Genomic DNA, 21347 nt, shown 5'->3' with positions numbered 1-21347 from the left:
GTATGCTTGATCACCCAGTCGAAATAATTTCATTGAAAAAACCTTTATCGATACCGCTTGATTCCGCTTGCGTTGAAATGAAGAAAGCTTGCAGGGCGACAAAACGCTATTCTGGTTCTCAGGAATTATTCGCGCGATGGCCTAATCTCCGCGAGGCGTCTCAACGTTTAACTTCATTGTTGACATTGTATTGGCCAGACCCTAGAAATGAGAGAAAAAGCTTGTTGGTGAATTGTCTTGATGCAGGTTTAGCGGAGGCCGAAAGGTCGATAGTTAAAGACAATAACGACATGAAAGAACAGAAGGTATTTATCCAGAAAGTATCATCTGAATTGGTTCAATGCCTGGAAATGACCCTTATGATAAAGCGAAGTGGTGTATGGACTATTTATGACCCCAGTATTGACGGCTATTTGGATGAAATAATGAAATCCTCGGTGAGCGAAGAATTATCCTGGGTCAAACAACCTCATGGAGCATTTAAAAGCGCACAAAGCAAATTGCTTTGCGCTTCAAGAGTGTTCACGATGACAGAACTAAAATTAGCTGGCCTGTTGGAATGAAGCTAAATGGGAAAACATTTTCTTGTTTGGGTCATGATCTTGTTTTTTACACCCCTCGGATTGCCATTGCTAATGAGCCCGGGCAAGATGTCTGCCTTTATCAGGTCGGATTACAATGCTGCGATCACTATTCTGGGCGGGAAAGAAAAATTAAACCAGGAATTGATTAGCCTCTACAAAAGAAATCTGACCGTTGTTGCAGCGTTCGCGAATGAATTCAGAGATCGTCACGATGATTCTGAAAAGTTCAGAAATAGCGGCGACCCTATTGGCGAAGCCATAGCCGATATTCCGGGTGACTGGGCTGCGTCGGTAAAACTTCAGGCTTACAGCCTGGCATTACGACTTGTTATTTTGTCAAAATTCGGGATTTGGTTGGGGCTACCCATTGTCATGGGATTTGTAGCGGGTGTATTCGAGAGGAGACTAAAGTTGGAAATTTTCAGTTCCCCTGTGCCGCCCCTTTATAATACCTCCGCACACATGATTTTAGCTCTGAGTTGCATGATTGTATTGTGGCTACTTTGTCCCATTCCAATCCCGTTATCGATTGTTCCTGTGCTTGCAGTATTGATCAGTGTCTTTATCAGTTTGGCGATTGCAAATTATCCAAATTATTAATGCTCGTCACCCTTTAATTAATTGGTTATTTGCCAAATGAGGTTGGAATGAAGGCCGACAAGCTTGATCATTGAACTTGATCAAGTGGTTGGAATTTGACTTTCGGATATTTCATGAGTAGGTTGGGTAGGATTAGATTGTCTTGTTACGATATATTCTTGACGGTCCTGTTTCTCTGTAGCGGCCAGTCAGCCAAATCCAGATTCTGCGAACTGAAGGGCTACAAAGCAGCCATTGGCGACCTCACCCTATCGGCCATAACCGGCCGTTGAGGATGCCTGCGAAATTTTCCATTCCTAAGTTCAGCGAATGGCAGCTTTTCGGCAAGCAGTTTTGTGTTCTCTTTGGGTTGAGCCGGCCAAAACCAGTCACTCACAACTCTTTAAACTCCCTTCTTTGGAGGTCCGCACGTCACCCGTTTTCTGACACTGAATATCCTGTAACTTCCTTTAATTTTTATGCTGTAGCGTTGCCATACCTGCAATACAGGGAAGGCATTAAAAACAGATTCAGCAACGTCGAGGTAATCAAGCCACCGAGTATCACTACCGCCATGGGGTATTCGATTTCGTGGCCGGGCACGTTGCCTTTCAGGATTAGCGGTAACAGGGCCAGACCGGCACAGGCAGCGGTCATTAGTATCGGTGCCAGACGTTCTTCGGCACCACGCATCGCCAATCCCGCCCCAAATACCTGGCCTTCTTGCTGTTCCAGATGTCGATAGTGGCTTAACAGCATGATGCCGTTTCGGGCAGCAATACCCAATACGGTGATGAAACCGACCAGCGAGCCAAGCGACAGTACCCCGCCACTTAAAAACGCTCCGACAACGCCGCCGATCAACGCAAACGGCAAGGTTAACGCCACTAAAAGCACCAAGCGCAACGAGCGAAAATCAACATGCAGTAACACCAGGATGCCCAGCAATGAAGCCAAACTCAACCACGCCAGCCGTTCGCTAGACGCTTGTCGTGCTGCGTATTCGCCCAGAAACTCCGGGTGATAGCCTTGCGCAAACGTCAGGTTTTTCACGCGGTTTTCAATTTCCCTCGCCACGCCGCCTAAATCGTTGCCACTGACATTGCAGGTAACGTCGATTCGGCGCGAGGCGTTTTCTCGTTTGATTTCATTCGACGTAGGTGCAATGTAGATGTCCGCCACATCGCCCAACGGCACGCGTGCCCCGGATGGCGTATCTATAGTTAATTGCCTGAGTGCAGCGAGATCATGACGGACCCGCTCAGCACCCCAAACCGTCACGTCGATGACTTTTTGGTCACGGTAAATTTCGCCGACCTTACTGCCTTTGATTAGCGTACCGGCAGCCCTGCGCACCTGACCGGCTGTCAAACCAAAGTTGGCCGCCACGTCAGGCTTAAGCCGTATCTGTATCTGCGGTACCAATATTTGCGGCTCCACCTTTAGGTTGGCGATGCCGGGCACATCAGTGATGGTTTTACTGACTTCGGCAGCCTTATCTCGTAGCACATCCAAGTCAGGTCCGAACAAGCGCACCACCACTGTCGCACTGGCACCGGTCAGCACTTCCTTGATCCGTTCACGCAGATAAGTCAACACATCGCGGTACAGGCCCGGATAACCTTCGACAACTGCCTGGATTTTCGCCACGGTGCTGTCGTAGTCGACCGCCGTATCTAAACTAATCCATAACTCGGTAAAGTTCGGCCCTACCACTTCGTCGGCCACTTCAGCTCGGCCAATGTGCGAACCGAAATTACGCACACCGGGAATCGCCCGCAGTTCCTTACTAACTTGCACGGTAATGCGGCGCATGGCTTCCAGCGAGGTACCGGGCTTTTCGACCCAGTGCATCAAAAAATCGGTTTCCTTGAAGTTGGGCAGAAACGACTCACCGAGTCGCGGTAACGCGATGGCCGTTGATAGAAAAGCCACCAGCAGGAAACCTGTTGCCCATTGCGGACGTCTGACGATAGCCGGCAAGAGCTGGCGATAATGCCGCTTTAAAACCCGCGTCAGCGGTGCGTCGTCTTCTCGCGGCTTAGCATTCGGCAGCAGCATCAGGCACAAAGCCGGCGTTACGGTCAGCGCCACCAGCAGCGAAGCCAAAATCGCCAACAAATAGGAAAACGCCAGCGGCCTAAAAAAGGTACCGGCCAAGCCGTCCAGGAAAAACACCGGTACGAACACCAGCGCTACGATCAAACTGGCATACACCACCGCGCTGCGGACTTCCAGCGAGGCCTTCAAGACTACGCGGAATGTCGACAGCGGATGGACTGCCTCTCGGTTCAACCGCAGCCGCCGCATAATGTTTTCGACGTCGATAATCGCATCATCGACCACTTCACCAACCGCAATCACCAAGCCGGCCAGTACCATGGTGTTGAGCGTGCCGCCGCGCAAATAAAGCACCACCGCAGCCGTCAGCAGCGACAGCGGAATCGCCGACAGGCTGATCACGGCAGTTCGCCACTCGAACAAAAAGGCGATCAGAATTACAGCGACTAGCACGCAACCCAATATCAGTGCATCACTTAAATTATTTATCGAACGTTCGATGAAGGTTGCCGGACGAAAGATAGTCGGATCGATGTCGACCTCCTGCAGACCGGGTTGCAAAGCCGCCAATGTCGCTTCGACCTTGCGAGTCACATCCAAGGTATTGCCCCAGGGTTGTTTTTCGACAATCAGCAGTAAGCCCGGCCCATCGTTGATCACCGCATCGCCAATCGGCGGCGGATGACCTTCAACGATTTCAGCCACATCGCCCAGGCGCAAAGGCGCACCGCCAGTGAACTGCACCACGGTGCGCGCCATATCGTCCGGTGTTTGCAGCGAAGACACATGGGTCACCGGCAGGCGTTGATTGGGTAGATCAACAAAGCCGCCAGCCGATACGGTGGCCGCATCGCCCGCCGCACGCACCACCGCATCCAGCGTCACGCCGTTGGCGGCCAGGCGATCAGGATCGACCAGTACCTGTAACTGCCGATCACGTTGCCCCCAAATGGCTACGTTGGCCACACCAGGCACCGCCATCAAGCGTGGGCGAATGGTCCACAAAGCCAATTCGGACAATTCCATTTGCGACAGTTTTTTCGATGTAACGCCAATCTTCAGCGCCCGACTGGTGGACGATAACGGCGATAACATCACCGGAGCGCGAGCCACAGCCGGTAGTCGTGGTGTGACGGTGGCGACGCGCTCCTGCACCAACTGTCTGGCCCGCATCAAATCCGTGCCCTCCTGAAAGATACAGACCACTGACGACAGACCCAACACCGACTTGGAACGAAGGGTTTTGAGCCAGGCCGTGCCGTTGACCGCGTTTTCCAAGGGTACGGTGATCAGGCTCTCCACTTCCTCTGTGGACAATCCGGGTGCTTCAGTCTGGATTTCCACCAGCGGCGGCGCGAATTCCGGGAACACGTCCAACGGCATTTGCCGGGCGGCTTGCACACCCAATATCACCAGTACCACAGCCAAGGCCAACACTAATAGACGTTGGCGTAAGGCAACAGTAATCAACCAGCGCATCATTTGCCGACTCCAAATTCGGTGCCGTACAATTCGGCCACACCGGAAGTAACCACTTCGATACCCGCCATGATGTCGCCCGTTATGGCGGCTTGATCGTCAACCACCCGCAGTACCTGTACCCGTCGGCGCATATACCTATTGGTTTCCAACACTTGATATATCCAGCTGCCACCACTTACGTCATGCACAATCGCCGACCAGGGTACGACGAGATTTTCGTCATCGCTACGCAGCGGGATTGAAACACCGACCCGCTGACCGGGGCGTAATGAGGTATCCGAATTTTTCACCGCATAGAACAGATCGACCGTGGCGGCAGCCGGATTGGCGGAAGGCGGCGCAGCGACCGGCACGGCAGGACGAGAGACATTTTCAGGCGAATCTTTCAGCCCGCCAACACGGGCTTGGGCTGTGGTGTTCAATCCCGATACATCATCGACATAGACCGGCACCCGCACCCAAAACGTGCTCCGGTTGTTGACGTCTAACAGCGCTGGACCAAGCAAATCGCGGCGTTCGTACGCGGTTTTTAGATTGGCCTCGGCCAAGCCTAGCTGTATTCGCGCATCATCGACCGAGCGTTCGGTGCCCACCTTGTCGCGGCGCATCTGTTCGGTGCGATTCAAGGCTATCTGCGCGGCTTGCACTTGCACCTTGGCCTGCTCCACCTGACCGTCGGCATCAATTTGCGATTGCGCCAAACGCACGAGCTCTGCCGGTGCCAGCGATGGCAGGATGGTATAAACCGATTGGCTGTTACTGTTTGCTGAAGCATTCAGCGCCGGCAGTGTGATTTCGCCGCCGAACAAGCGCGTGCGCATCAGCCCCCGTTTTTCAACCGTCGTGGTAACGATGCCTAGCCGGTTGACGGCTTCCGCTGTCAAGACAACTTTGGTCAGATCACTTTCCTTAACGGGATGTTCGATTTTGGCAGGCGGCGGCGATGTTGATTCGGCGGCCGGTAGGTTGCCGGTCATTAGTAATAAAACTGACAGCAGGAGCCGACAAGTCGATGACTTGTGGTTTGGATGTGCGGGGTTCATAAATATCCGACCTTGGAGTCCAGTAATGTCTAAGTTAAGCAGGCTTCAGACGCTGGCCGACGCTGCGTTCCAGTTCTGCGCGGGCGCGGCGTAAATCGGCGGCGGCTTGCGCGGTTTTCAATTGCGCGTCCAGCCAACGGCGTTGGGTTTCGAGTACGAAGAGGTAGGTGACATTACCGGCCGCATAGGCGTTTTCAGCATCCTGTATGGCAATTCGCAGCGGCGGCAGGATAGTCTGTTGCCACTGTTTCAGGCTTTCACTGGCCTGTTGCAATCGGGCATGGGCTTCTCGGACATCCAAGGCAATCCGTTGTCGGGTGGCGACATATTGCCTGGCGGCCTTATCGAAGCGTGCCTGCGCTTGCGCGATACCACCTTGATTTTGATTAACGATAGGCAATGTCACGTCTAAGCCTGGTCCTGCCAATAAGGGCCCGTTCACTTGCTTGGCGTTGAGGCTGGCGGTGAGTTTAAATACCTCAGCCTTCGCCAAGCCGATACGTTCGGCTGCTGATTCGACGTTGATTTCTGCGGCACGCAGGTCGGGACGAGCATTTAAAGCTTCGGTCAGCAGTTTTTCAGCATCGAACTTATTACTATCGGGTAACTTTTCCGCACTAATGTTTTCAGGCCACTGTTCCAGACTCAACCCAGCCAAATTACGTAACCGCTCTTTTGCTATCTCGCAATCGTGCCGGAATCGACCTTGTTGTTCCTGTGCTTGAAGGGAATCGACTTGGGCATTGGTGACTTCCAGTTCACTAGCGTCGCCGGCTCGCAATCGCGCATGAGTCAGCTCGGCTATGTTCTGATTCAGTGTAACGGAGGAGTGAGCCAATTTCAGGCGCTCCTTGGCCAAGGTCAATTCAGCATGGGCGACCCGCACGTCGCGGATCAAGTCCAAGCCTGTCTGAACCAAACGATGTGCGGTCTGTTCAACATCCAGCTTTGCCGTTTCGATCCGTTGCGGGCGTAGCCAGAAAATTTCCAGCGGATAAATCAATGTCATTTCTAAAGGTTTGGCACCAAACGGCATCAGCATCGAGAGGGTGGGATTGGGCAGCATCCCAGCTTGCACGAGATCGGCGCGAGACAGGCCTAAATCCGCCAAGGTCGCGTGAAAGGCCGGATTGTTCCATAGCGCCAAACTGACCAACTCGTCATCGGATAAGCCGTCATTTAATGAGATATTGGCGGGCCATGCGGTTTCGTCGGCACCGGTTTCGGCAAAATGCTGACCTGTACGTTGTTCCAGATCGTTAGCGACGTCACTCAAACCCTTGCCTTGCGGGGTACAGGCAGTCAACGACAAAGCGAGAAGCGTTATTGGAAAACGACTGGAAGCAAAAGGCGTCATGCGCTCGCCTCCGGGAACGTCACAATCACCTTGAGGCCAATGCCGCCATCCCCATCGGCCAGCCTAATATCAGCCTGATGCTGCTCGGTTATTCGCCGCACAATGGATAAGCCAAGACCACTGCCTGATTCGGCGCTATTCAATACGCGGTAGAATCGGTCGAACACGCGAGCCCGCTCATCCAAGGCAATGCCTGGCCCGGTGTCGTTGACTTCCAGACGAATCGCAGTGGCTTCGCCGGTGACACTGACGTCAATCCGTGCATCTGCTGGTGAATAGCGGATGGCGTTATCGAGCAGATTGCCGAGGAGAATGCGCAGCGCCTCTTCGGTGCCGGCAACCCTGACATGATCCGCGTGCGACAGGCCGAGATCAATGTGGCTATGGGCGGCTTGTGGGGCAAAATCGGCTACCACGTTCCGCGCCAAATCATCCAAAAATAGCGGCGTGAGCGGATAATCGCCAGCCTCCGGATCGAGCCGAGCCAAGATCAGCAATTGCTGAACCAGATGACTGGCACGGGCTATACCTTGTCGTAAAGTTTGCATAGTTAGATCACGCTGAACGGGTTCAGTGGCACGCTCGGCCAGTTGTGCTTGCAAGGACAGTGCAGTGAGTGGACTACGCAGTTCGTGCGCCGCATCAGCAGTAAACTGGCGCTGCGCCGCCAGTGCCTGATCCAATTGACTCAGCAGCGTGTTTATTGCGCTAACTAGGATGCCAACTTCTTCCGGTAAGCCCTTATTCGGGATCGGATCTAATGAATGAGGATTGCGACACGCCACAGCTTCAGCCACATGAGCCAATGGCGCTAAACCGCGACCAATCGCCCAGCCAACCCATAAAGCTAATCCCGGCAGTAAAATCAGTAACGGCGTCAATACATGCAAGGCAACTTCGTTGGCGGTTTCACGGCGTTCTTGCGTCGTTTGAGCGACCTGGACAAATCCACTATCGGTTTTTAAATTAAATACTCGCCAATCTTGGTTCTGCCAGTTAACCGTGTCGTATCCCAGATTTCCGCCTTGCGGTAATGATGAAAACGAATGGGATCGAAACAGAATTCGACCATTCGGGCCACGGATCTGACTGACTAAATCAATCCCATCGCTGTTTAAACCAGAGCTATTTGTGTTGGGCTTAACATCTTGCAAGCTGCTTGAATGAGACAAGGAATAAGCTGCTTCACGCAACACCTTGTCGAATAGTTCGTCAATTTCTTCGTGAACGTTCAGCCAAGTCGGCACGGCAAACGCGATACCGGCAACCAGTAGGACGAGCATTAACCAATAAGTTAGCCGTTTACGAATAGAGGTGTTCATGGCTTCACCACTTTAAAACCGACGCCACGGACATTAAAAATAATATCAACACCGAGTTTGCGGCGCAGATTGTGCAGGTGGACATCGACCGCATTACTCGCCACTTCCTGGCCCCATCCATAGAGGCGCTCTTCCAATTGCGGACGGGACAGGACAGCGCCCGGCTGTTCCATCAAAGCATGCAGCAATGCGAACTCGCGAGCGGATAAGTCTACTAAGGTTTCGCGCAACCAGGCCTCGTGACGCAGCGGATTAATGCGTAAGGCGCCGTATTCAATCTCTGAAGTGCCGCGTCCAGCACTTCTGCGTACCAGCGCATGAATACGGGCAACGAGTTCTTCCAAGGCAAAAGGTTTAACCAGGTAATCGTCCGCACCGCTATTGAGACCGAGGACTCGATCACTAAGCCCATCGCGTGCCGTTAGGATTAACACCGGGATGGCGTTGCCTGATTTACGAAGTTCGACCAGCAGCTCCTGGCCGGATAGGCGCGGAAGCCCTAAGTCGAGCAACAATAAAGCGTACTCGCTCGCCGCATGTGATAGAGCTTGTTTGGCTTGTTCCCCGTCTTTTACCCAATCGACCACGAAGCCATCCAACTGCAATCCATCCCGGATCGACTGGCCGATCATCGGATCGTCTTCCGCTAATATCAAACGCATGTTGACCTTTAAAGTATGTTCATCTGGCCAACAGTGTAAATGATCAAGATTTAAGTAATAGTTAAGGCACTTCGAATGTTCGGGAAGGTATCGATAACGGTCGTTCGTTATTGGAGTTGATCAACGGCGGCTTGGGGTCGGTTTGACACAGTGACGAACGGCAGCTTTCGGGAATCGGAATTCAATGACAGCTTTTCGGCGATGAATCTGATGAGCGGACGGTCGCCGAGCGACCCATTTTTGCCGCTCACGCTTCTCCAAAGCGGCCATTCGGCCGAAGCCATATTCTGGGATTGAAGGACTATAAAGCCGCCATTGGCGACCTCAACCAATCGGCCCATTGCGGTCATTCGATATATACATTCTGATAGTGATTATTTGATAGGCGGATTGGAATACTCCCTGTTCAGAATGCTGCTTTCAAACTGATACGGAAACTCATCGGTTCGACCGGATGAAAGTGAACATCATCGATGCCGGCAGCGTCTTCGCCGGGCAGCCGGGATGGGTAGTAGTAGTCAATGGCGCTGTCTTTTCTATCCAGAAGATTAAACATCTCCGCCTGTACAGTCCAGTTCTTGTTGACTGCGTAGCCAAGCATTGCAGACAGAAGAATAGTTGAGTCTGAACGGACGCTGTTATCTTCGATCAGTGATCGCGGGCCAAAATAGCGCAGACGCGGACCGCCAAAAAAGCCGCCATAGAGGTCATGAAACGTAGCGCCGGAGGCGATGACCGTTTCCACTGACCCAGGAATATGATTACCTTCCGGCGCATCATCTCGAAAACGTGACCTGGAAAAACTGAAATCCGCATCGAATGTCAACCAATCAGTCGGTGAGTAGTAATTAGCCCACTCCACGCCGTAGCGTCGACTGGGACGACTGGCTTCGGTGGTGCCGGCATCGCCCACGAACAAGAGTTCTGAATCAATATCCAGCCACCATAGCGCCAACGTGCTGTGCAAGCCCTTGACCCAAGTGGTGCGTAGCCCGGTTTCCGCGCCATACGTGCGGGCTAGCGGGGCTGCCGGTTTGACGGGATTTCCGTCGGCATCGACCGATTTACCGCTAGCGGGGTCAACGCGTGTGTTCACGCCGCGGGCATCGTTACTGTGAAAACCGAGGCCGCCATTGAGGTAAAGCTCCGTATCCGCCCAAGGTCCGAAGACGATGCCGAGTTTTGGACTGACCAAGCCGTCGGTAGTGTTGCCGTTGTTTTCCGGGATATTGCTATTGTCCACATTAAAGCGAAAGCCGTCGAAGCGTACACCAAAAGTGGTGCGTAGCCAGTCATTCCAGCGCGTTTTGTTTTCCGCGTAGGGACTGGCACTGGTCACCCAGACATCATCTGCTCGAACGGTGTCATAACTTACTCGGGCTTGGGTTAAGAGCAGGCCGTTTTCGATAGTATCGTTTCGGATTTGCAGCCCGAGGGTAGTCTCGGAATCGGCAGCGCCGAGTTGATGAAAAAAAGTATGACTTGCTTTGAGACCGGAGGTCCAGCGTTGGTCGGGTTGGGCAAATTGATCGCCGCGAACCGGATCATTCAGGAAATAGGTGAAATTCGAATACAAAGCCATTTCGCTATAAAGTCCATACGCCATCAGCCGGGTAGCACCGGCGGCGTCCTGACGATGCCATTCGGCCGTCAGGCTGTAACGTTGGCTACTACCCCCATCAGTTGGATCTAGAGTCCCGTACCGGCCAATCACGCCGGAATCAACTGCGCGCCTGGGGATCTGATCGGTTGATTGCCAATCGGCCTGATAAGCCATGGCTGTGACGCTCCAGCCGGAATCTTCAAGTTCTTTACTGTAACGGAGCACGCCATTAAATTTAAGATAATCATTGCTGACCGTCCACGGGCCACCGTTATTGACGACTTCGCCAGCATAAAGCAGGCTGCTATCATCACCCAGTTTGCTTGATCCCGCCGCTAAACCCCGATAGTAATCGAAACTGCCGCCGGTAAATTTAACGATGTTGTCGGGCAGGTCGTTGAAGTACTTGATATTGGCCGCGCCGGTACTGGAAAAGTCTCCGTTTTCGGCGTAGTAATTACCCTTTTGATAGTTGAGGGTCTTGATCAATTCGGGAATGAGAAAGTTGGTATCCGTCCAGCCTTGTCCGTGCGCGTTGGAGACCTGGTTGACCGGCACACCCTCGATCTGGGTCAGAAAATCCGTACCGTGATCGAGATTAAAGCCGCGCAAATAATACTGGTTCGCCTTGCCTTCGCCACTGTGTTGAGTAGTAATGAGGCCCGGCACTGTTTCGAGAATTTCACCGGGCCGGTTAATAGGCCGATATTCCAACTGCGCCTGCCCCACATTGCCTTGTGAGGCGCTGTCGGCATAACCGACCATTGAATCGGCGCGTTCAGTCACGATCATTTCTGAGAGTGTCACCGGTTCCCCGTTGGTAACTTGGGCGTTGGGTTTATCGGTTGAAGCGTTGTCAGACGGTTCTGCGTAAGCGCTGTTGCCCAGAGAATAGGCGAAGGCTAGGATAACCAGACGCGCGGCCAGGATGCCCGCACCATGCAATAGTAAGGTCGCCAACATGAAGCCGAGCGCGAATGACAGCAGACTGGCCGAAGTGGGCATTTCCTGACCGTGCGCATGGCCATGAAAAAAGGCGAAAAAAACCACGATGAGCACGCTGATCACTGCTTGAAAGCGGATGCTGCGGACGACCAGAAAACCGAAAACCAACACGGACAGCAGAATCATCGTTTCCACGCCCGGCACGGACACCCCCATCATGCCGGCCAGCCCACCGAGACTCATCACCCCGACGAAGGCAAGGGGAAGCTGCCAAACCGCCCGGCCACCCAATTGCGCCGCCCATACGCCAACGGCGAGCATAGTTAAAAGATGGTCCCAGCCGTGCAGAGGATGATTGAAGCCGTTAGTCCAGCCACTCAGTGTCAGGCTGCCGGTATGGGCCTGGACGAGTGAGGGTGATAGAGACAGCAGCAGCCCCAAAAGGCACAGCAGAGTCTTTTGATTGATGCGCATAAAATCCCTGGATCATCATAAATATAAAGTGATGATTATTTATAGCATTTTAGAGACTCTATATCGACAAATATTCGACACTGTCTTACATGAAAAAGGACAAAACTAAATGTCCGGTTTTGGCCGGGTCAAGCCAAAGAGAACGCAAAATTGCTCGCCGAAAAGCTGCCATTCGCTGAACTTAGGAATGGAAAATTTCGCCTGCATCCTCAGTGGCCGGTTTTGGCCGATTGGTTGAGGTCGCCAATGACTGCTTTGTAGCTTTCTAGTTCGCAGGATCTGGATTTGGCCGAATGACCGCTTTGGAGAAGCGCGAGTGGCAAAAATGGGTCGTTATGACACAGTGATAATTTCAATTTGCTCGCCGGATACCGGACATTCGACTGGATTATAGAATGTATTAATCGTTGAAATTGAATAGTCATCCCGACCGACAAGTGATGGCCGGTAACGAGCATTGACAGCACAACCGACTATTGCACATAACAAGTAACCTCGCTCATCAACGATCCAACCCTGTTTTGCACAAAACTGCGCGATTAAAAAACATGTATCGTTCTGATTTCCAACCCCAGAATGCAAATAGCCCAAATTTCTAGCCGCGAGCCTTTTGTGCGGAACGAACCATATCTGCGGCCATCGCATCGCCAATATGTCTTAGACCTTGAACCAAAGAACCAATCATTTTTTCTTCGGCAGCTTTGGTTTCTGAGTCCTCCATGAGGATTGCTTTAGAACCGTGCTTCATGACAGATTGAAGTTTTTTTCCCAAAACACCAGGAAATTGCATCGCAATGTCATCGAAGTGCTCTGAGCCTTGTTCGACATTGGCTTCAATGTCGCTACCATTACGAGCAAAAGTGTCAGGGGCTTTTTGATCTGGAGCAAAAAGGAACTTAGTTGTAGCTGGTTTTGATGAAAAACCAGTGTTTTCTGGAGGGGTAACTGGATCGATATTGGCAGCACCGTAAATCAATGCGCCTGAAGCAATTATTGCTTTTGCTAAAGTGAACATTTCCTGTCTCCTATTTTGAGACAGGGACTTTGAGGTTATTCATAGATCGTGGAGGACTAGCCTATTATTATGGTAGTCACGCGACTCTGGTAATCCCGCTGCCCCTGACATAATGCCATGGATCGGTGACTTTGCGTCTCAGCCTCACAACTGGTTTGCCTTTATCTGTCACAGAAATTCCTAACTACGGTGATAGTCTAGGGTGCTAACCGTAGAAAACAGCGAGATCGTATTTCTATAATTTAGTCAGATTTTATTATATAAGGAGGGATTAAATGTGACTAGTTCATCAGGATCCTTTTTGAATACTGTCACAAGGAGTTTGTGATTAGTGCGATTACAAAAAACATAATGCAGTGGATTGTCTGGATGCTTCCATACTTCCGGGGCTGAGCCATATTTTTTCAATTTGTGGGCTAAAACCTTTGACGGCAATTCAATCTGCTCGATTTTCCCAGACTTAAATCGACGATTGATGTTTTTCCAGGTTGCGTTCATGTCGATCGTACCGCAATGCACACCATATTTTTCCATGGCATGTCGGGTTATGGCTATAACGCCCAAGGAATCTGTATCAATCTTTTCGATGCCTTTAAGTTCTTGGCTATTGACAACCGGGACCTCAGTAATTTCTTCCTGGATTGGGAACCAAGATTTATCTTTTGACACCTCTATCTGGGCTTCAGCATAGCGAGTATAGATTGGGTAGCCGTATTCATAAAGATCTCGATTGTTGAGGGAGCTCTTTCTGTTTGCCGCATTTTTGGCCATTTTTTTGATTGCGCCTTTTGAAAAGACAAGCTTTAAGTTTAGGCCCGTTCGATTGACATTAAAAATGTTCGCCTCGCTAAGTAGATAACGAATGGCTACAGCTTCAGCGGCAGCCAGGTAATCATGGCAACTCAATGGAAAGGAGACATCGATCGCTTTGCGACGATTCTTGCCAGTCATCCAATAAACACGAACAAGTATATGATCGGAATGTTCAGTTTTCGAAGCAGCATAAACAGTTAAAGTATCCAAAGCCATTATTTATTCCTACAGATGAATTTATGACGATATGACGAATTGCTTAATCTATTTCACGCGAAAAAACTGGAAAGCAAGCTTGCTAACAACTGAGAGGATATTAAAAAAACCAAAATATACAACCATTCACCAAAGGATCCGGTTTTGTAAAGATTAAGCGTTGTTCGCTTCCCAAAAGGCGTGAGCAAAGGAATCCCTGTGGGTGTCATGATATCCATGATCAAATGAAGCCATGACGCGCTGCAAAATCCGATTGCGACACATGCAATCGTCTGGAAAAGGATGTCATCCATTGCAAAAAATGAAGTGCAAGAAATTACCGTAGCCAATATCCAAAAGCCAGGCCAATGCGTCAATGTGCGATGCGGGATTAATGATCGTCTGACCTTGGTTAATCGATTAAAAACAGGAAACTCAAGACGATCCGGACCTCTGGCGCCGAGAACCATGCCGAGACTGATTAAAGTCAACCCAGAGGAAGAGGACATAGCCAGTGATGAATTGACAACAAAGAAGTCAGGAAGACCTGCAATTCCATGAGTCCAGGATAAACTATTGACACGCATGAATGCCGTTGCCATTGATGCAGCAGTGATCAAGTGTCCAACAGGTGTCATTGTCTATTACTGTTTAGGATTAGGCTTTTTAGGTATTGGCTTAACGTCTTGATGAATAGGGTTATTCGCTAAATCCTCTGAGAGTGAGTTGCCCAATGCTTGTAGCCCTTTGATCAAAGAGTCAATCATCTGCTCTTCAGCAGGTTTTGTTTGAGGGTCTTCGAGTAAAAACACTTTGAAACCGTGCTTTAAAAAAGACTGGAGTTTCGAATTCAACACTTGTGGCATCAGCAGAGCGAACGAATCGAAGTGTTCGGCCGCTTCTTCAATTTGAGTCTGAGCATTGTTAGTAAGGTTTTCAGATGAGCTGCTTTCATTGAGCGATTGTGTGCCTGATTGCTGTGTTTGAGCTGAACTGCTTGGCATTGAAAAGAACAAAAAAAAGATAAAAAATAAATAGTTGTGCCTGGAAATATTAACTATCTGATTCATGGATTTCATAAGCAAAAACTAAATTGATTGGTAAAGTTATATGCATTAAAAAGAAAAAATGAGGCTTCCACCGCATCGAAAGACAAGCTTTTTGATGTGCCTTTTGTTTTGATTTCAAGAATTTTGAGTAAAAAAAACCGAACACTGAAAGAATCAGGTTCGGTTTTGGGTTGAGGAAAGCAGATTCACAGACTTACCTGCTTGGCTTTTCCATAATTATCGATGGCATAGCGAAGAACCTGGCGGTAAGGACCGACAATATCAAGTTCCTGATCGGCACGACGGTTAGCTCTGTGCGCAAGGCCAAGTCTTTCCCTGACTTCAGGGCTTGACCGGAACCGCTCTCTTAGCCAAAGAAGATAGGCATTATCGTCGCCTGTCCAATCCAATGAAGGAGAAAAGGGCGACGATAGATTGCCAGGAGTCGTATCCAGCTGATAAGCATTAAAGACATACCGACTCATGAATACCTCCTATAGTGAAGAACAAGACCGAAGCGCAAAAGCATTCGGACCGACCTCATTAAAGACATCCAGCCAATCAATGCTTTTAATATCGGCAGGCAAAGGGCCTTTGGGCTCATGTATGACCACTTCAATACCTTGGGCTTCAGCACATTCGGCAAGTTTTTGAGCCGCAAAAGAACCCACAAACAAGCGATCTAGATCAGACCAAATAATCAGCTTTTCAACCCCCATAGGAATGGAAAACTGAGGCATGATCGAGGAAGAGATCAAAGGCCATGTGACCATGCCGGTTGCCTCGATAACAGCAAAAGCCGTTTCAATGCCCTCAGTCACACCAAGAACTCGACCAGGCCAACCTAAACGAACAGCGGAACCGGCAAGAAGCTTTTTAGACGGCACCGGCATGATTTTTTTAGGTGAATCGACCGGGGCTTTGCATCCCTCTTGCGTCAGGAAGGTTCGATGGATGGTAATCAACTCATTACCTTTTTCGACCAATGCCAGCATGGCGGGGAAATGCCCAATGACGGTTCCGTCTTCATCCTTGAACTGCATATTGGGATGAAATCGAATAGCTGGCCAATCCGGGATAGCGCTATCCAACCCACGCGACTGTAAATAAAGTCGAAGAGGTTTGGAGCTAGCATGACTGATCGGTTTAGATCCCTGCAATATTTTCCGAAAGATTACTTTCAATTGTTCATCATCCACAACGGATTTTGAATGATCAAAAGGCTTACGTCTAACAACAGGCTTTTTGTAATTGGAATCAGTTAATAGGCCAAGCTCATTGGCAACAGCCGACAACGCTTCTGGAAAACTCCAATCTCTTAACCACATCAATAATGAAAACCCATCGGGTTTGAACCCGCAGGTATTACAAACGCCCCCACCGGAAAGATTGGCATCACGAAAAAGCCTGAAGCCATCTTTACCGCCATGAACAGGGCAGGCCATGTGCCGACCCGGTTTATCAATAGCGATTTGCAACTCTGGGGCAAGGGCATCCAAAACAGACAGCCAATCACCGCGAGCCGAATCTCTAACACGGTGCGATTTTAGGGTCGATGTATTCATACCACCACCTCTTCGACGACCGTTACGGCTTTGAAGAAGAACCTGGCATTCAGGAAAGATTCTGTTCCGTTATCCCAGCGAATGATGGTGTAAAAATCTCTCCGGTTGCGACCGATTTCTTTAAACATAATAACTTCGCCTATAGAATCAGTAGTGACATCAGGAAGTGCATCTTCACAAAAGGGACGAACTTTAGTCCCAATTTTTATAGCGTGGTAAAACATGATTTTTCTCCTAGTAATGTCCCAACAACCGAGACTTACTTGATGCCCTCCGTATGTCGGGGAACATCAACTAAGCCCCGGCCGCCAGGAAGGAAAACCATCCAAGAGAAAACATGCGCCCGAATGGGAGATTGAGTTCTCCCAGATGGGGTTAAATTAGTAATTACTCTTATAAATGCTTCATTAAAGAGCGTTTTTCAATGCGAATTGATCGAGTAAAGCAACGTAGTGGCTATTGTTGATGTCGCAATGGTTAAAAGCCATTGGAGGCATATCTAGGACAAGCTTGCTCGCCCTGATCATTTGGTAAACATCGGACGGTGACACAGGCGTTCCACATGACCAGCATGGTTCTTGCTGGCTAAGCCATTGAAGTCGTCTCAAATGATGAAGCCGGTCATAACGGGCTTGCTTTAAAAACAAATCGGAAGCAACTTGAGATTGAACGACTGGGTTACTAAGGGACAGATTCATAAATAATTCCTTATAAAAATGACCGGTGACCATCAATCCGAAACGGAGAATGATCCCCGGTCGGGTTAAAGAAAAAAAGATTAGGCAGATGTTACTGAGGCAACACGACCATTTTCATCAAGCGTAACAACGAATGATTTGCCAAATACCGAAGGACAGGCGCTAAAACCAGGCAGCAATTGCTTCAAGGCATGGGCAGGATCCGATGAGGTATTTGCGACAACAAACTGCGAGAAATCATATTCATCTTGATCGTAAGCAGACTGTTGAAAATCGCCTTCATCCCGGAACGAAGAAGCCTGCGTTACAACAGAGCCAGTTGTATCCTTTTCGGGAACAATGGCGTTGGAACCATCAAACATGGCGTCATCGTCAATTTCGGCATTATCGTCACCAACCCAAATCTGATAGGACTGACAAAAAACCGCATTAATACAAATAAATTGCCCATCGAAATAAGCGCGATGAGATTCATTGATAAGTTCAATACGAACGGATTCTTGGTTGAGATCTCGTAGATGATTGAGCAGCCAATGGCCTTCATCCAGTTTTTTTGAACCTGCAGGATAGACGTAGAATCCTTTTTTAAATACATACATCGACAGAGCAGATCCTTCTGCTTCGATACATTCATCGAAAGTTACCAACTGGACTTGGCCAGAGATTACCTCGTTTTGATGTATGGGTTTAGCTGGACGAGTTTCAAATTCACCAAAGCTTTCTTCAGAGCAATTCGGATAGGATGAATATTCGGTTAACGCTTTGATGGGAATTACCGGCACATCGTTGAGAATTGATAACAAACCCCATTCACTGATCATGTCGTAATAAGCAACAAATGTTTCGAAAGGCATACTGGACTTCATTAACAGCAAGTGTTTCTCTATTTCGCCTTTTAAAGCAGCCTTTGCCAAATTTACCACTTCATCTTTGTCAACCAATTCGTCTCGATCAGGTAACCGGCCGAAAAACTTTGACGAGTCAAGGTGAATAACATGATAACCAGGCGAACCAAATGATCCATAGCTTGAGGACTTGTAGATAGGTAGGCCCTGTAAATACATGACATAGGCATAGTTGTTCACGTTCGGCTGATCAAAACAAGCAAGAGAAATCAGGCCAACTTCAGTCTCTAAAAATTTAAGACCGGAATTTATCGCATGAGGACGATCGAGTTCGGTGCCATTGAACAGAACAGCTATGGGAAACGCCGAAGCAAGACGCTTAAGTTCATGTTCGACACGGCTCAATTCAAGATCAACAGCAACCATGGTAATGGTTGTTACGTTGTCCCATTCTGGGACAGGTGTTATTTCAACCGGTTTGAATGACAGAACATCATCGGTATTGACGGATATTCTTCCGCTTTTACTGACGACAGTGATATGTCGGCAGGCAAACAAAGCCGACAAAAATCCTATGCCGAATGGATGCTCTTGAGCCACAACATCAGCGTCCCAACCCGATTCTGCGACAGTCAACAACGTCTCGATAGAATCGATGCCACAACCGTTGTCTGTCACGCGAAGAATCTTAGTCTCGGGTGCAAAATCGAAATTTACTGAAGTTGCGCCTGCGCGTCGGGCGTTTTGCATGAGTTCACCCAGAACCGTGGTCTTATTGGTAAAGCTGAATTTCAAGCTTTTGACCAGGTTGGATTGATTAACTTTCATGGCAACTTGTTTCATGACTTATCTCCAAATTTAAGTAAAAAATCGGGAGACAAAATATTCCCCATGGGAATTGAATTGTTCCCGATGGGTAAAAGTAAAAATCACGCCAAAGGCGCTTAACAGGTTCTTTATTTTGAGTGCTGAATGGGCACTTGCTTTTGAGCTCTCTTAGAGAACTACAAAAATTCGGTCTTTCCACAATGCACTCTGAAAGAACATTCTGGGAAGACGGTATGAGCATTATGCGCGATACCGTCAGGCTGTGAAATTCGAAAGACGCCTGAATAAGGTCGTCTTTCGGTGGCATGAAAATTTTGTCTAGTTAAGTTAGGGCGTTCTTGAGGAACAAGCCAAAACTGCAGACGAATTTAATAAAAAATTGAAACCCCAAGCATTTAGGCAGCGCGTGAATTTGATGATGAAAAAAGTCCACGGGCTTCATGTTCAAAACAAGGGCCGTTGGTTTCTATAAAGCACCATGACGACAAAGGTAAAAACCGAAATTTGAACAAGATGGCGGCATCCTTTAAGGACGTTAACGGGTACAACATCCAATAGCGTTCGTTGGCATCGTTCTCGTGCCAGGACGCATGCTGATTGAGTAGGTCAATCGCATACGGGGCGTCTTTGACGAGCTTTTGATCGAGTTGAACGTGCAATGAAATTCCCCAATAGTTCGCTTCTTGAACGGATACCGGTGCAGACAAAGCACTTCGAACCCGACGGATATAGCGTTCAGGGGTTGTCTCGCGTTCTCTGTAGAAGCGCAGATTCCGGCCTTCGCAATACGCAGCTGAACGGCAGGCTTCTTCGATGATTTCAGTGGCATCGCCTATGGCGCGAGTGGTCCAGTTTCTGGCATAAACTTCTCGCCCTGTGAGCGGATGAAAAGTCGTGCAATTGCTGGGACCACAGAGTTCGAGCAAGATGAACAGATCTCGCCAAAAGGAATGCGGAAAATCAGCCAGTTGTTCCTGCACTGTTTCATGCGGGAATTTGATGACCAAATGTTTGTAAGAAAGGGTGTGAGACATGGATGACTCCTTGAATTGAAAATTATAATTCGCGGCGTCATTCCCGGGCGGAAATGATCCCGCGAGGGTTAACGGCACTATTCCTGGATAGGAATACGGTTATGCGAGCAGTTCGGCGATGCGTTTAGCTTTCATAATAGAAAGTTTGCGCGTTAACCGGGCGCGCTCTTCGATGGCAAAAGCCTGTGTTTGCAACATACCTTGACCGAGCAACTGAAGATTCAGTTGGCGGTACACGTGATCGGAATGGAGCCAATGAGGTCCTTCGTGATCGATGCAACGACAGTCTTTTTCGAGGGTGACGATCGAGCCGTCTTCGAGTCTGGCTTTCATGATCAAAATCCCCATGCAACCAGATTATCCAGTAGTTCTTTCGGAACCGAATGACTGGATCGAATAGGCCGATAGGTTTCGGCTTCAAAAATCATCGCAATGAAATAGCGCTTGCCATCATACAAAGCGCCCCAACTTCCGTCGGTTTCTTTGTGAATCACAATGTCGAGTTTGCCAGTACGATTAGTAAAAATACTGGGTACTTTCCGAACGAGAAATGATCCGGTCTCTTTTGAAACAATCGATGTCTGCAAGTTAAGCGTCACGTTGCTCTCCTAAAATGAAGAGTGACGCCCAATTTCCGATAGAGGGAAATAGGTCGTCCCTCTATTGGGTTAAAGATTAAAATCAATCGCGTTAATAGAAGTAAATCAGCGGCGAACAATACGAGAGGCTGATAAATCGCTTAACTATCGATTGACGAAGACTGGATAGAGTCCGATAGACCGATTTTGCGGGCGTTTTACGATCGATACGCCAAACCTTTTCAAGCGGATTTGGGTAATAACGCAATAGCTCGACAGGCAGTACTTGATGAGACAGTCCATCGAATCCTTTATGGTTATGAAGGCCTAGTGGCGATTTTGCCCCCAAATAAAACCCTGTGCGATAGCCCCCGTTTAAAGACAGTGAAATATCAAGATGATGATCTTGAGCAAGATCAAGCAACTGCACAGTAGTCAAACAAGCGGTTTCTGGCTCATCCAGTAGCGATGGAAATGCTTTTTTGGCGTAGTCAATTGCGGCTTTTGATCGCCGGCCAAAATCGACTGGCAGGCTTGATACGCAAAGGCATTTTCAATGATTTCGTTGGGCATGGATTTCTCCCTAAATGAACAGAGAGATGCAGCACCCTGAGG

The 21347-nt window shown here is 49.2% G+C and carries 21 protein-coding genes and 1 riboswitch; of the genes, 2 read left to right on the top strand and 19 right to left on the bottom strand.

Annotation, left to right across the window (positions count from 1 at the left end; genetic code table 11):
- Positions 1–2 precede the first annotated feature (2 nt).
- Both GO003_RS25110 and GO003_RS25105 read left to right on the top strand, forming a co-directional pair.
- Entirely contained in the window at positions 3–563 is a 561-nt protein-coding gene (locus tag GO003_RS25110) for a hypothetical protein (RefSeq protein ID WP_159657527.1), read from the top strand.
- An 87-nt stretch (positions 564–650) separates the two neighbouring features.
- Positions 651–1184 carry a DUF4400 domain-containing protein gene (locus GO003_RS25105; protein WP_159657529.1) on the top strand — a complete coding sequence of 178 codons (534 nt, stop codon included), beginning with the start codon at positions 651–653 and terminating at the stop codon, positions 1182–1184.
- 456 nt (positions 1185–1640) lie between these two features.
- Here the strand turns inward: GO003_RS25105 and GO003_RS25100 are convergent, their stop codons facing one another.
- The 19 genes from GO003_RS25100 to GO003_RS25010 all read right to left on the bottom strand — a co-directional run bounded on the left by GO003_RS25100 (position 1641) and on the right by GO003_RS25010 (position 21305).
- Complete coding sequence (locus GO003_RS25100; RefSeq protein ID WP_231089280.1) at positions 1641–4706, bottom strand: efflux RND transporter permease subunit; 3066 nt, start codon at positions 4704–4706, stop codon at positions 1641–1643.
- Positions 4703–5683, bottom strand: a complete 981-nt coding sequence (locus tag GO003_RS25095) for an efflux RND transporter periplasmic adaptor subunit (protein ID WP_231089279.1) — start codon at positions 5681–5683, stop codon at positions 4703–4705. Before GO003_RS25095 ends, GO003_RS25100 begins: the two co-directional genes overlap by 4 nt.
- 100 nt (positions 5684–5783) lie before the next feature.
- A complete protein-coding gene (locus GO003_RS25090) occupies positions 5784–7106 on the bottom strand; it encodes a TolC family protein (RefSeq protein ID WP_159653857.1) in 1323 nt (440 codons plus the stop codon).
- Positions 7103–8428 (bottom strand): ATP-binding protein, encoded by a 1326-nt coding sequence (locus GO003_RS25085; RefSeq protein WP_159653855.1) that lies wholly within the window; start codon positions 8426–8428, stop codon positions 7103–7105. Before GO003_RS25085 ends, GO003_RS25090 begins: the two co-directional genes overlap by 4 nt.
- Positions 8425–9090, bottom strand: a complete 666-nt coding sequence (locus GO003_RS25080) for a response regulator transcription factor (RefSeq protein ID WP_159653853.1) — start codon at positions 9088–9090, stop codon at positions 8425–8427. Before GO003_RS25080 ends, GO003_RS25085 begins: the two co-directional genes overlap by 4 nt.
- 406 nt (positions 9091–9496) lie before the next feature.
- Positions 9497–12079 (bottom strand): TonB-dependent receptor domain-containing protein, encoded by a 2583-nt coding sequence (locus tag GO003_RS25075; RefSeq protein ID WP_231089278.1) that lies wholly within the window; start codon positions 12077–12079, stop codon positions 9497–9499.
- A gap of 628 nt (positions 12080–12707) precedes the next feature.
- On the bottom strand, positions 12708–13127 hold the full coding sequence (locus tag GO003_RS25070; RefSeq protein WP_159653849.1) for a hypothetical protein: 420 nt from the start codon (positions 13125–13127) through the stop codon (positions 12708–12710).
- An 85-nt stretch (positions 13128–13212) separates the two neighbouring features.
- Positions 13213–13297, bottom strand: a riboswitch (cyclic di-GMP riboswitch).
- A 76-nt stretch (positions 13298–13373) separates the two neighbouring features.
- Positions 13374–14156 (bottom strand): hypothetical protein, encoded by a 783-nt coding sequence (locus tag GO003_RS25065; RefSeq protein ID WP_159653847.1) that lies wholly within the window; start codon positions 14154–14156, stop codon positions 13374–13376.
- Positions 14157–14209: 53 nt separating this feature from the next.
- Positions 14210–14773 (bottom strand): metal-dependent hydrolase, encoded by a 564-nt coding sequence (locus GO003_RS25060; protein WP_159653845.1) that lies wholly within the window; start codon positions 14771–14773, stop codon positions 14210–14212.
- Positions 14774–14779: 6 nt separating this feature from the next.
- Positions 14780–15205, bottom strand: a complete 426-nt coding sequence (locus GO003_RS25055; protein ID WP_159653843.1) for a hypothetical protein — start codon at positions 15203–15205, stop codon at positions 14780–14782.
- Positions 15206–15390: 185 nt separating this feature from the next.
- A complete protein-coding gene (locus GO003_RS25050) occupies positions 15391–15669 on the bottom strand; it encodes a hypothetical protein (protein ID WP_159653841.1) in 279 nt (92 codons plus the stop codon).
- A gap of 9 nt (positions 15670–15678) precedes the next feature.
- On the bottom strand, positions 15679–16749 hold the full coding sequence (locus GO003_RS25045) for a DUF7146 domain-containing protein (RefSeq protein ID WP_159653839.1): 1071 nt from the start codon (positions 16747–16749) through the stop codon (positions 15679–15681).
- Positions 16746–16973, bottom strand: a complete 228-nt coding sequence (locus GO003_RS25040) for a hypothetical protein (RefSeq protein ID WP_159653837.1) — start codon at positions 16971–16973, stop codon at positions 16746–16748. Before GO003_RS25040 ends, GO003_RS25045 begins: the two co-directional genes overlap by 4 nt.
- Positions 16974–17527: 554 nt before the next feature.
- Entirely contained in the window at positions 17528–19135 is a 1608-nt protein-coding gene (locus tag GO003_RS25035) for an ATP-binding protein (protein WP_159653835.1), read from the bottom strand.
- A gap of 380 nt (positions 19136–19515) precedes the next feature.
- Positions 19516–20154 (bottom strand): hypothetical protein, encoded by a 639-nt coding sequence (locus GO003_RS25030; RefSeq protein WP_159653833.1) that lies wholly within the window; start codon positions 20152–20154, stop codon positions 19516–19518.
- A gap of 99 nt (positions 20155–20253) precedes the next feature.
- Positions 20254–20487, bottom strand: a complete 234-nt coding sequence (locus GO003_RS25025; RefSeq protein ID WP_159653831.1) for a hypothetical protein — start codon at positions 20485–20487, stop codon at positions 20254–20256.
- A gap of 2 nt (positions 20488–20489) precedes the next feature.
- Positions 20490–20753: a hypothetical protein gene (locus GO003_RS25020; RefSeq protein WP_159653829.1), complete on the bottom strand. Its 264-nt coding sequence runs from the start codon at positions 20751–20753 to the stop codon at positions 20490–20492.
- A 91-nt stretch (positions 20754–20844) separates the two neighbouring features.
- The gene (locus tag GO003_RS25015) at positions 20845–21171 is read right to left on the bottom strand and encodes a hypothetical protein (RefSeq protein WP_159653827.1); all 327 of its coding nucleotides are present in this window, start codon (positions 21169–21171) and stop codon (positions 20845–20847) included.
- Entirely contained in the window at positions 21168–21305 is a 138-nt protein-coding gene (locus tag GO003_RS25010) for a hypothetical protein (protein ID WP_159653825.1), read from the bottom strand. The genes GO003_RS25015 and GO003_RS25010 overlap by 4 nt, the downstream gene beginning before the upstream one ends.
- Between the last annotated feature and the right edge of the window lie 42 nt (positions 21306–21347).

Origin of the sequence: Methylicorpusculum oleiharenae (genome assembly GCF_009828925.2) — a bacterium.
GTDB classification, from domain to species: Bacteria; Pseudomonadota; Gammaproteobacteria; order Methylococcales; family Methylomonadaceae; genus Methylicorpusculum; species Methylicorpusculum oleiharenae.
This window is presented reverse-complemented; position numbering and strand designations above follow the sequence as displayed.

Excerpts from the sequence above, each read along its gene's own strand:
- GO003_RS25030 (WP_159653833.1), bottom strand. The coding sequence starts at position 20,154 with ATGTCTCACACCCTTTCTTACAAACATTTGGTCATCAAATTCCCGCAT.
- GO003_RS25055 (WP_159653843.1), bottom strand. The coding sequence starts at position 15,205 with ATGAATCAGATAGTTAATATTTCCAGGCACAACTATTTATTTTTTATC.
- GO003_RS25040 (WP_159653837.1), bottom strand. The coding sequence starts at position 16,973 with ATGTTTTACCACGCTATAAAAATTGGGACTAAAGTTCGTCCCTTTTGT.
- GO003_RS25035 (WP_159653835.1), bottom strand. The coding sequence starts at position 19,135 with ATGAAACAAGTTGCCATGAAAGTTAATCAATCCAACCTGGTCAAAAGC.
- GO003_RS25060 (WP_159653845.1), bottom strand. The coding sequence starts at position 14,773 with ATGACACCTGTTGGACACTTGATCACTGCTGCATCAATGGCAACGGCA.
- GO003_RS25080 (WP_159653853.1), bottom strand. The coding sequence starts at position 9,090 with ATGCGTTTGATATTAGCGGAAGACGATCCGATGATCGGCCAGTCGATC.
- GO003_RS25090 (WP_159653857.1), bottom strand. The coding sequence starts at position 7,106 with ATGACGCCTTTTGCTTCCAGTCGTTTTCCAATAACGCTTCTCGCTTTG.
- GO003_RS25095 (WP_231089279.1), bottom strand. The coding sequence starts at position 5,683 with ATGACCGGCAACCTACCGGCCGCCGAATCAACATCGCCGCCGCCTGCC.
- GO003_RS25110 (WP_159657527.1), top strand. The coding sequence starts at position 3 with ATGCTTGATCACCCAGTCGAAATAATTTCATTGAAAAAACCTTTATCG.
- GO003_RS25050 (WP_159653841.1), bottom strand. The coding sequence starts at position 15,669 with ATGAGTCGGTATGTCTTTAATGCTTATCAGCTGGATACGACTCCTGGC.
- GO003_RS25100 (WP_231089280.1), bottom strand. The coding sequence starts at position 4,706 with ATGATGCGCTGGTTGATTACTGTTGCCTTACGCCAACGTCTATTAGTG.
- GO003_RS25085 (WP_159653855.1), bottom strand. The coding sequence starts at position 8,428 with ATGAACACCTCTATTCGTAAACGGCTAACTTATTGGTTAATGCTCGTC.
- GO003_RS25065 (WP_159653847.1), bottom strand. The coding sequence starts at position 14,156 with ATGGCTTTGGATACTTTAACTGTTTATGCTGCTTCGAAAACTGAACAT.
- GO003_RS25105 (WP_159657529.1), top strand. The coding sequence starts at position 651 with ATGTCTGCCTTTATCAGGTCGGATTACAATGCTGCGATCACTATTCTG.
- GO003_RS25025 (WP_159653831.1), bottom strand. The coding sequence starts at position 20,487 with ATGAAAGCCAGACTCGAAGACGGCTCGATCGTCACCCTCGAAAAAGAC.
- GO003_RS25010 (WP_159653825.1), bottom strand. The coding sequence starts at position 21,305 with ATGCCCAACGAAATCATTGAAAATGCCTTTGCGTATCAAGCCTGCCAG.
- GO003_RS25070 (WP_159653849.1), bottom strand. The coding sequence starts at position 13,127 with ATGTTCACTTTAGCAAAAGCAATAATTGCTTCAGGCGCATTGATTTAC.
- GO003_RS25045 (WP_159653839.1), bottom strand. The coding sequence starts at position 16,749 with ATGAATACATCGACCCTAAAATCGCACCGTGTTAGAGATTCGGCTCGC.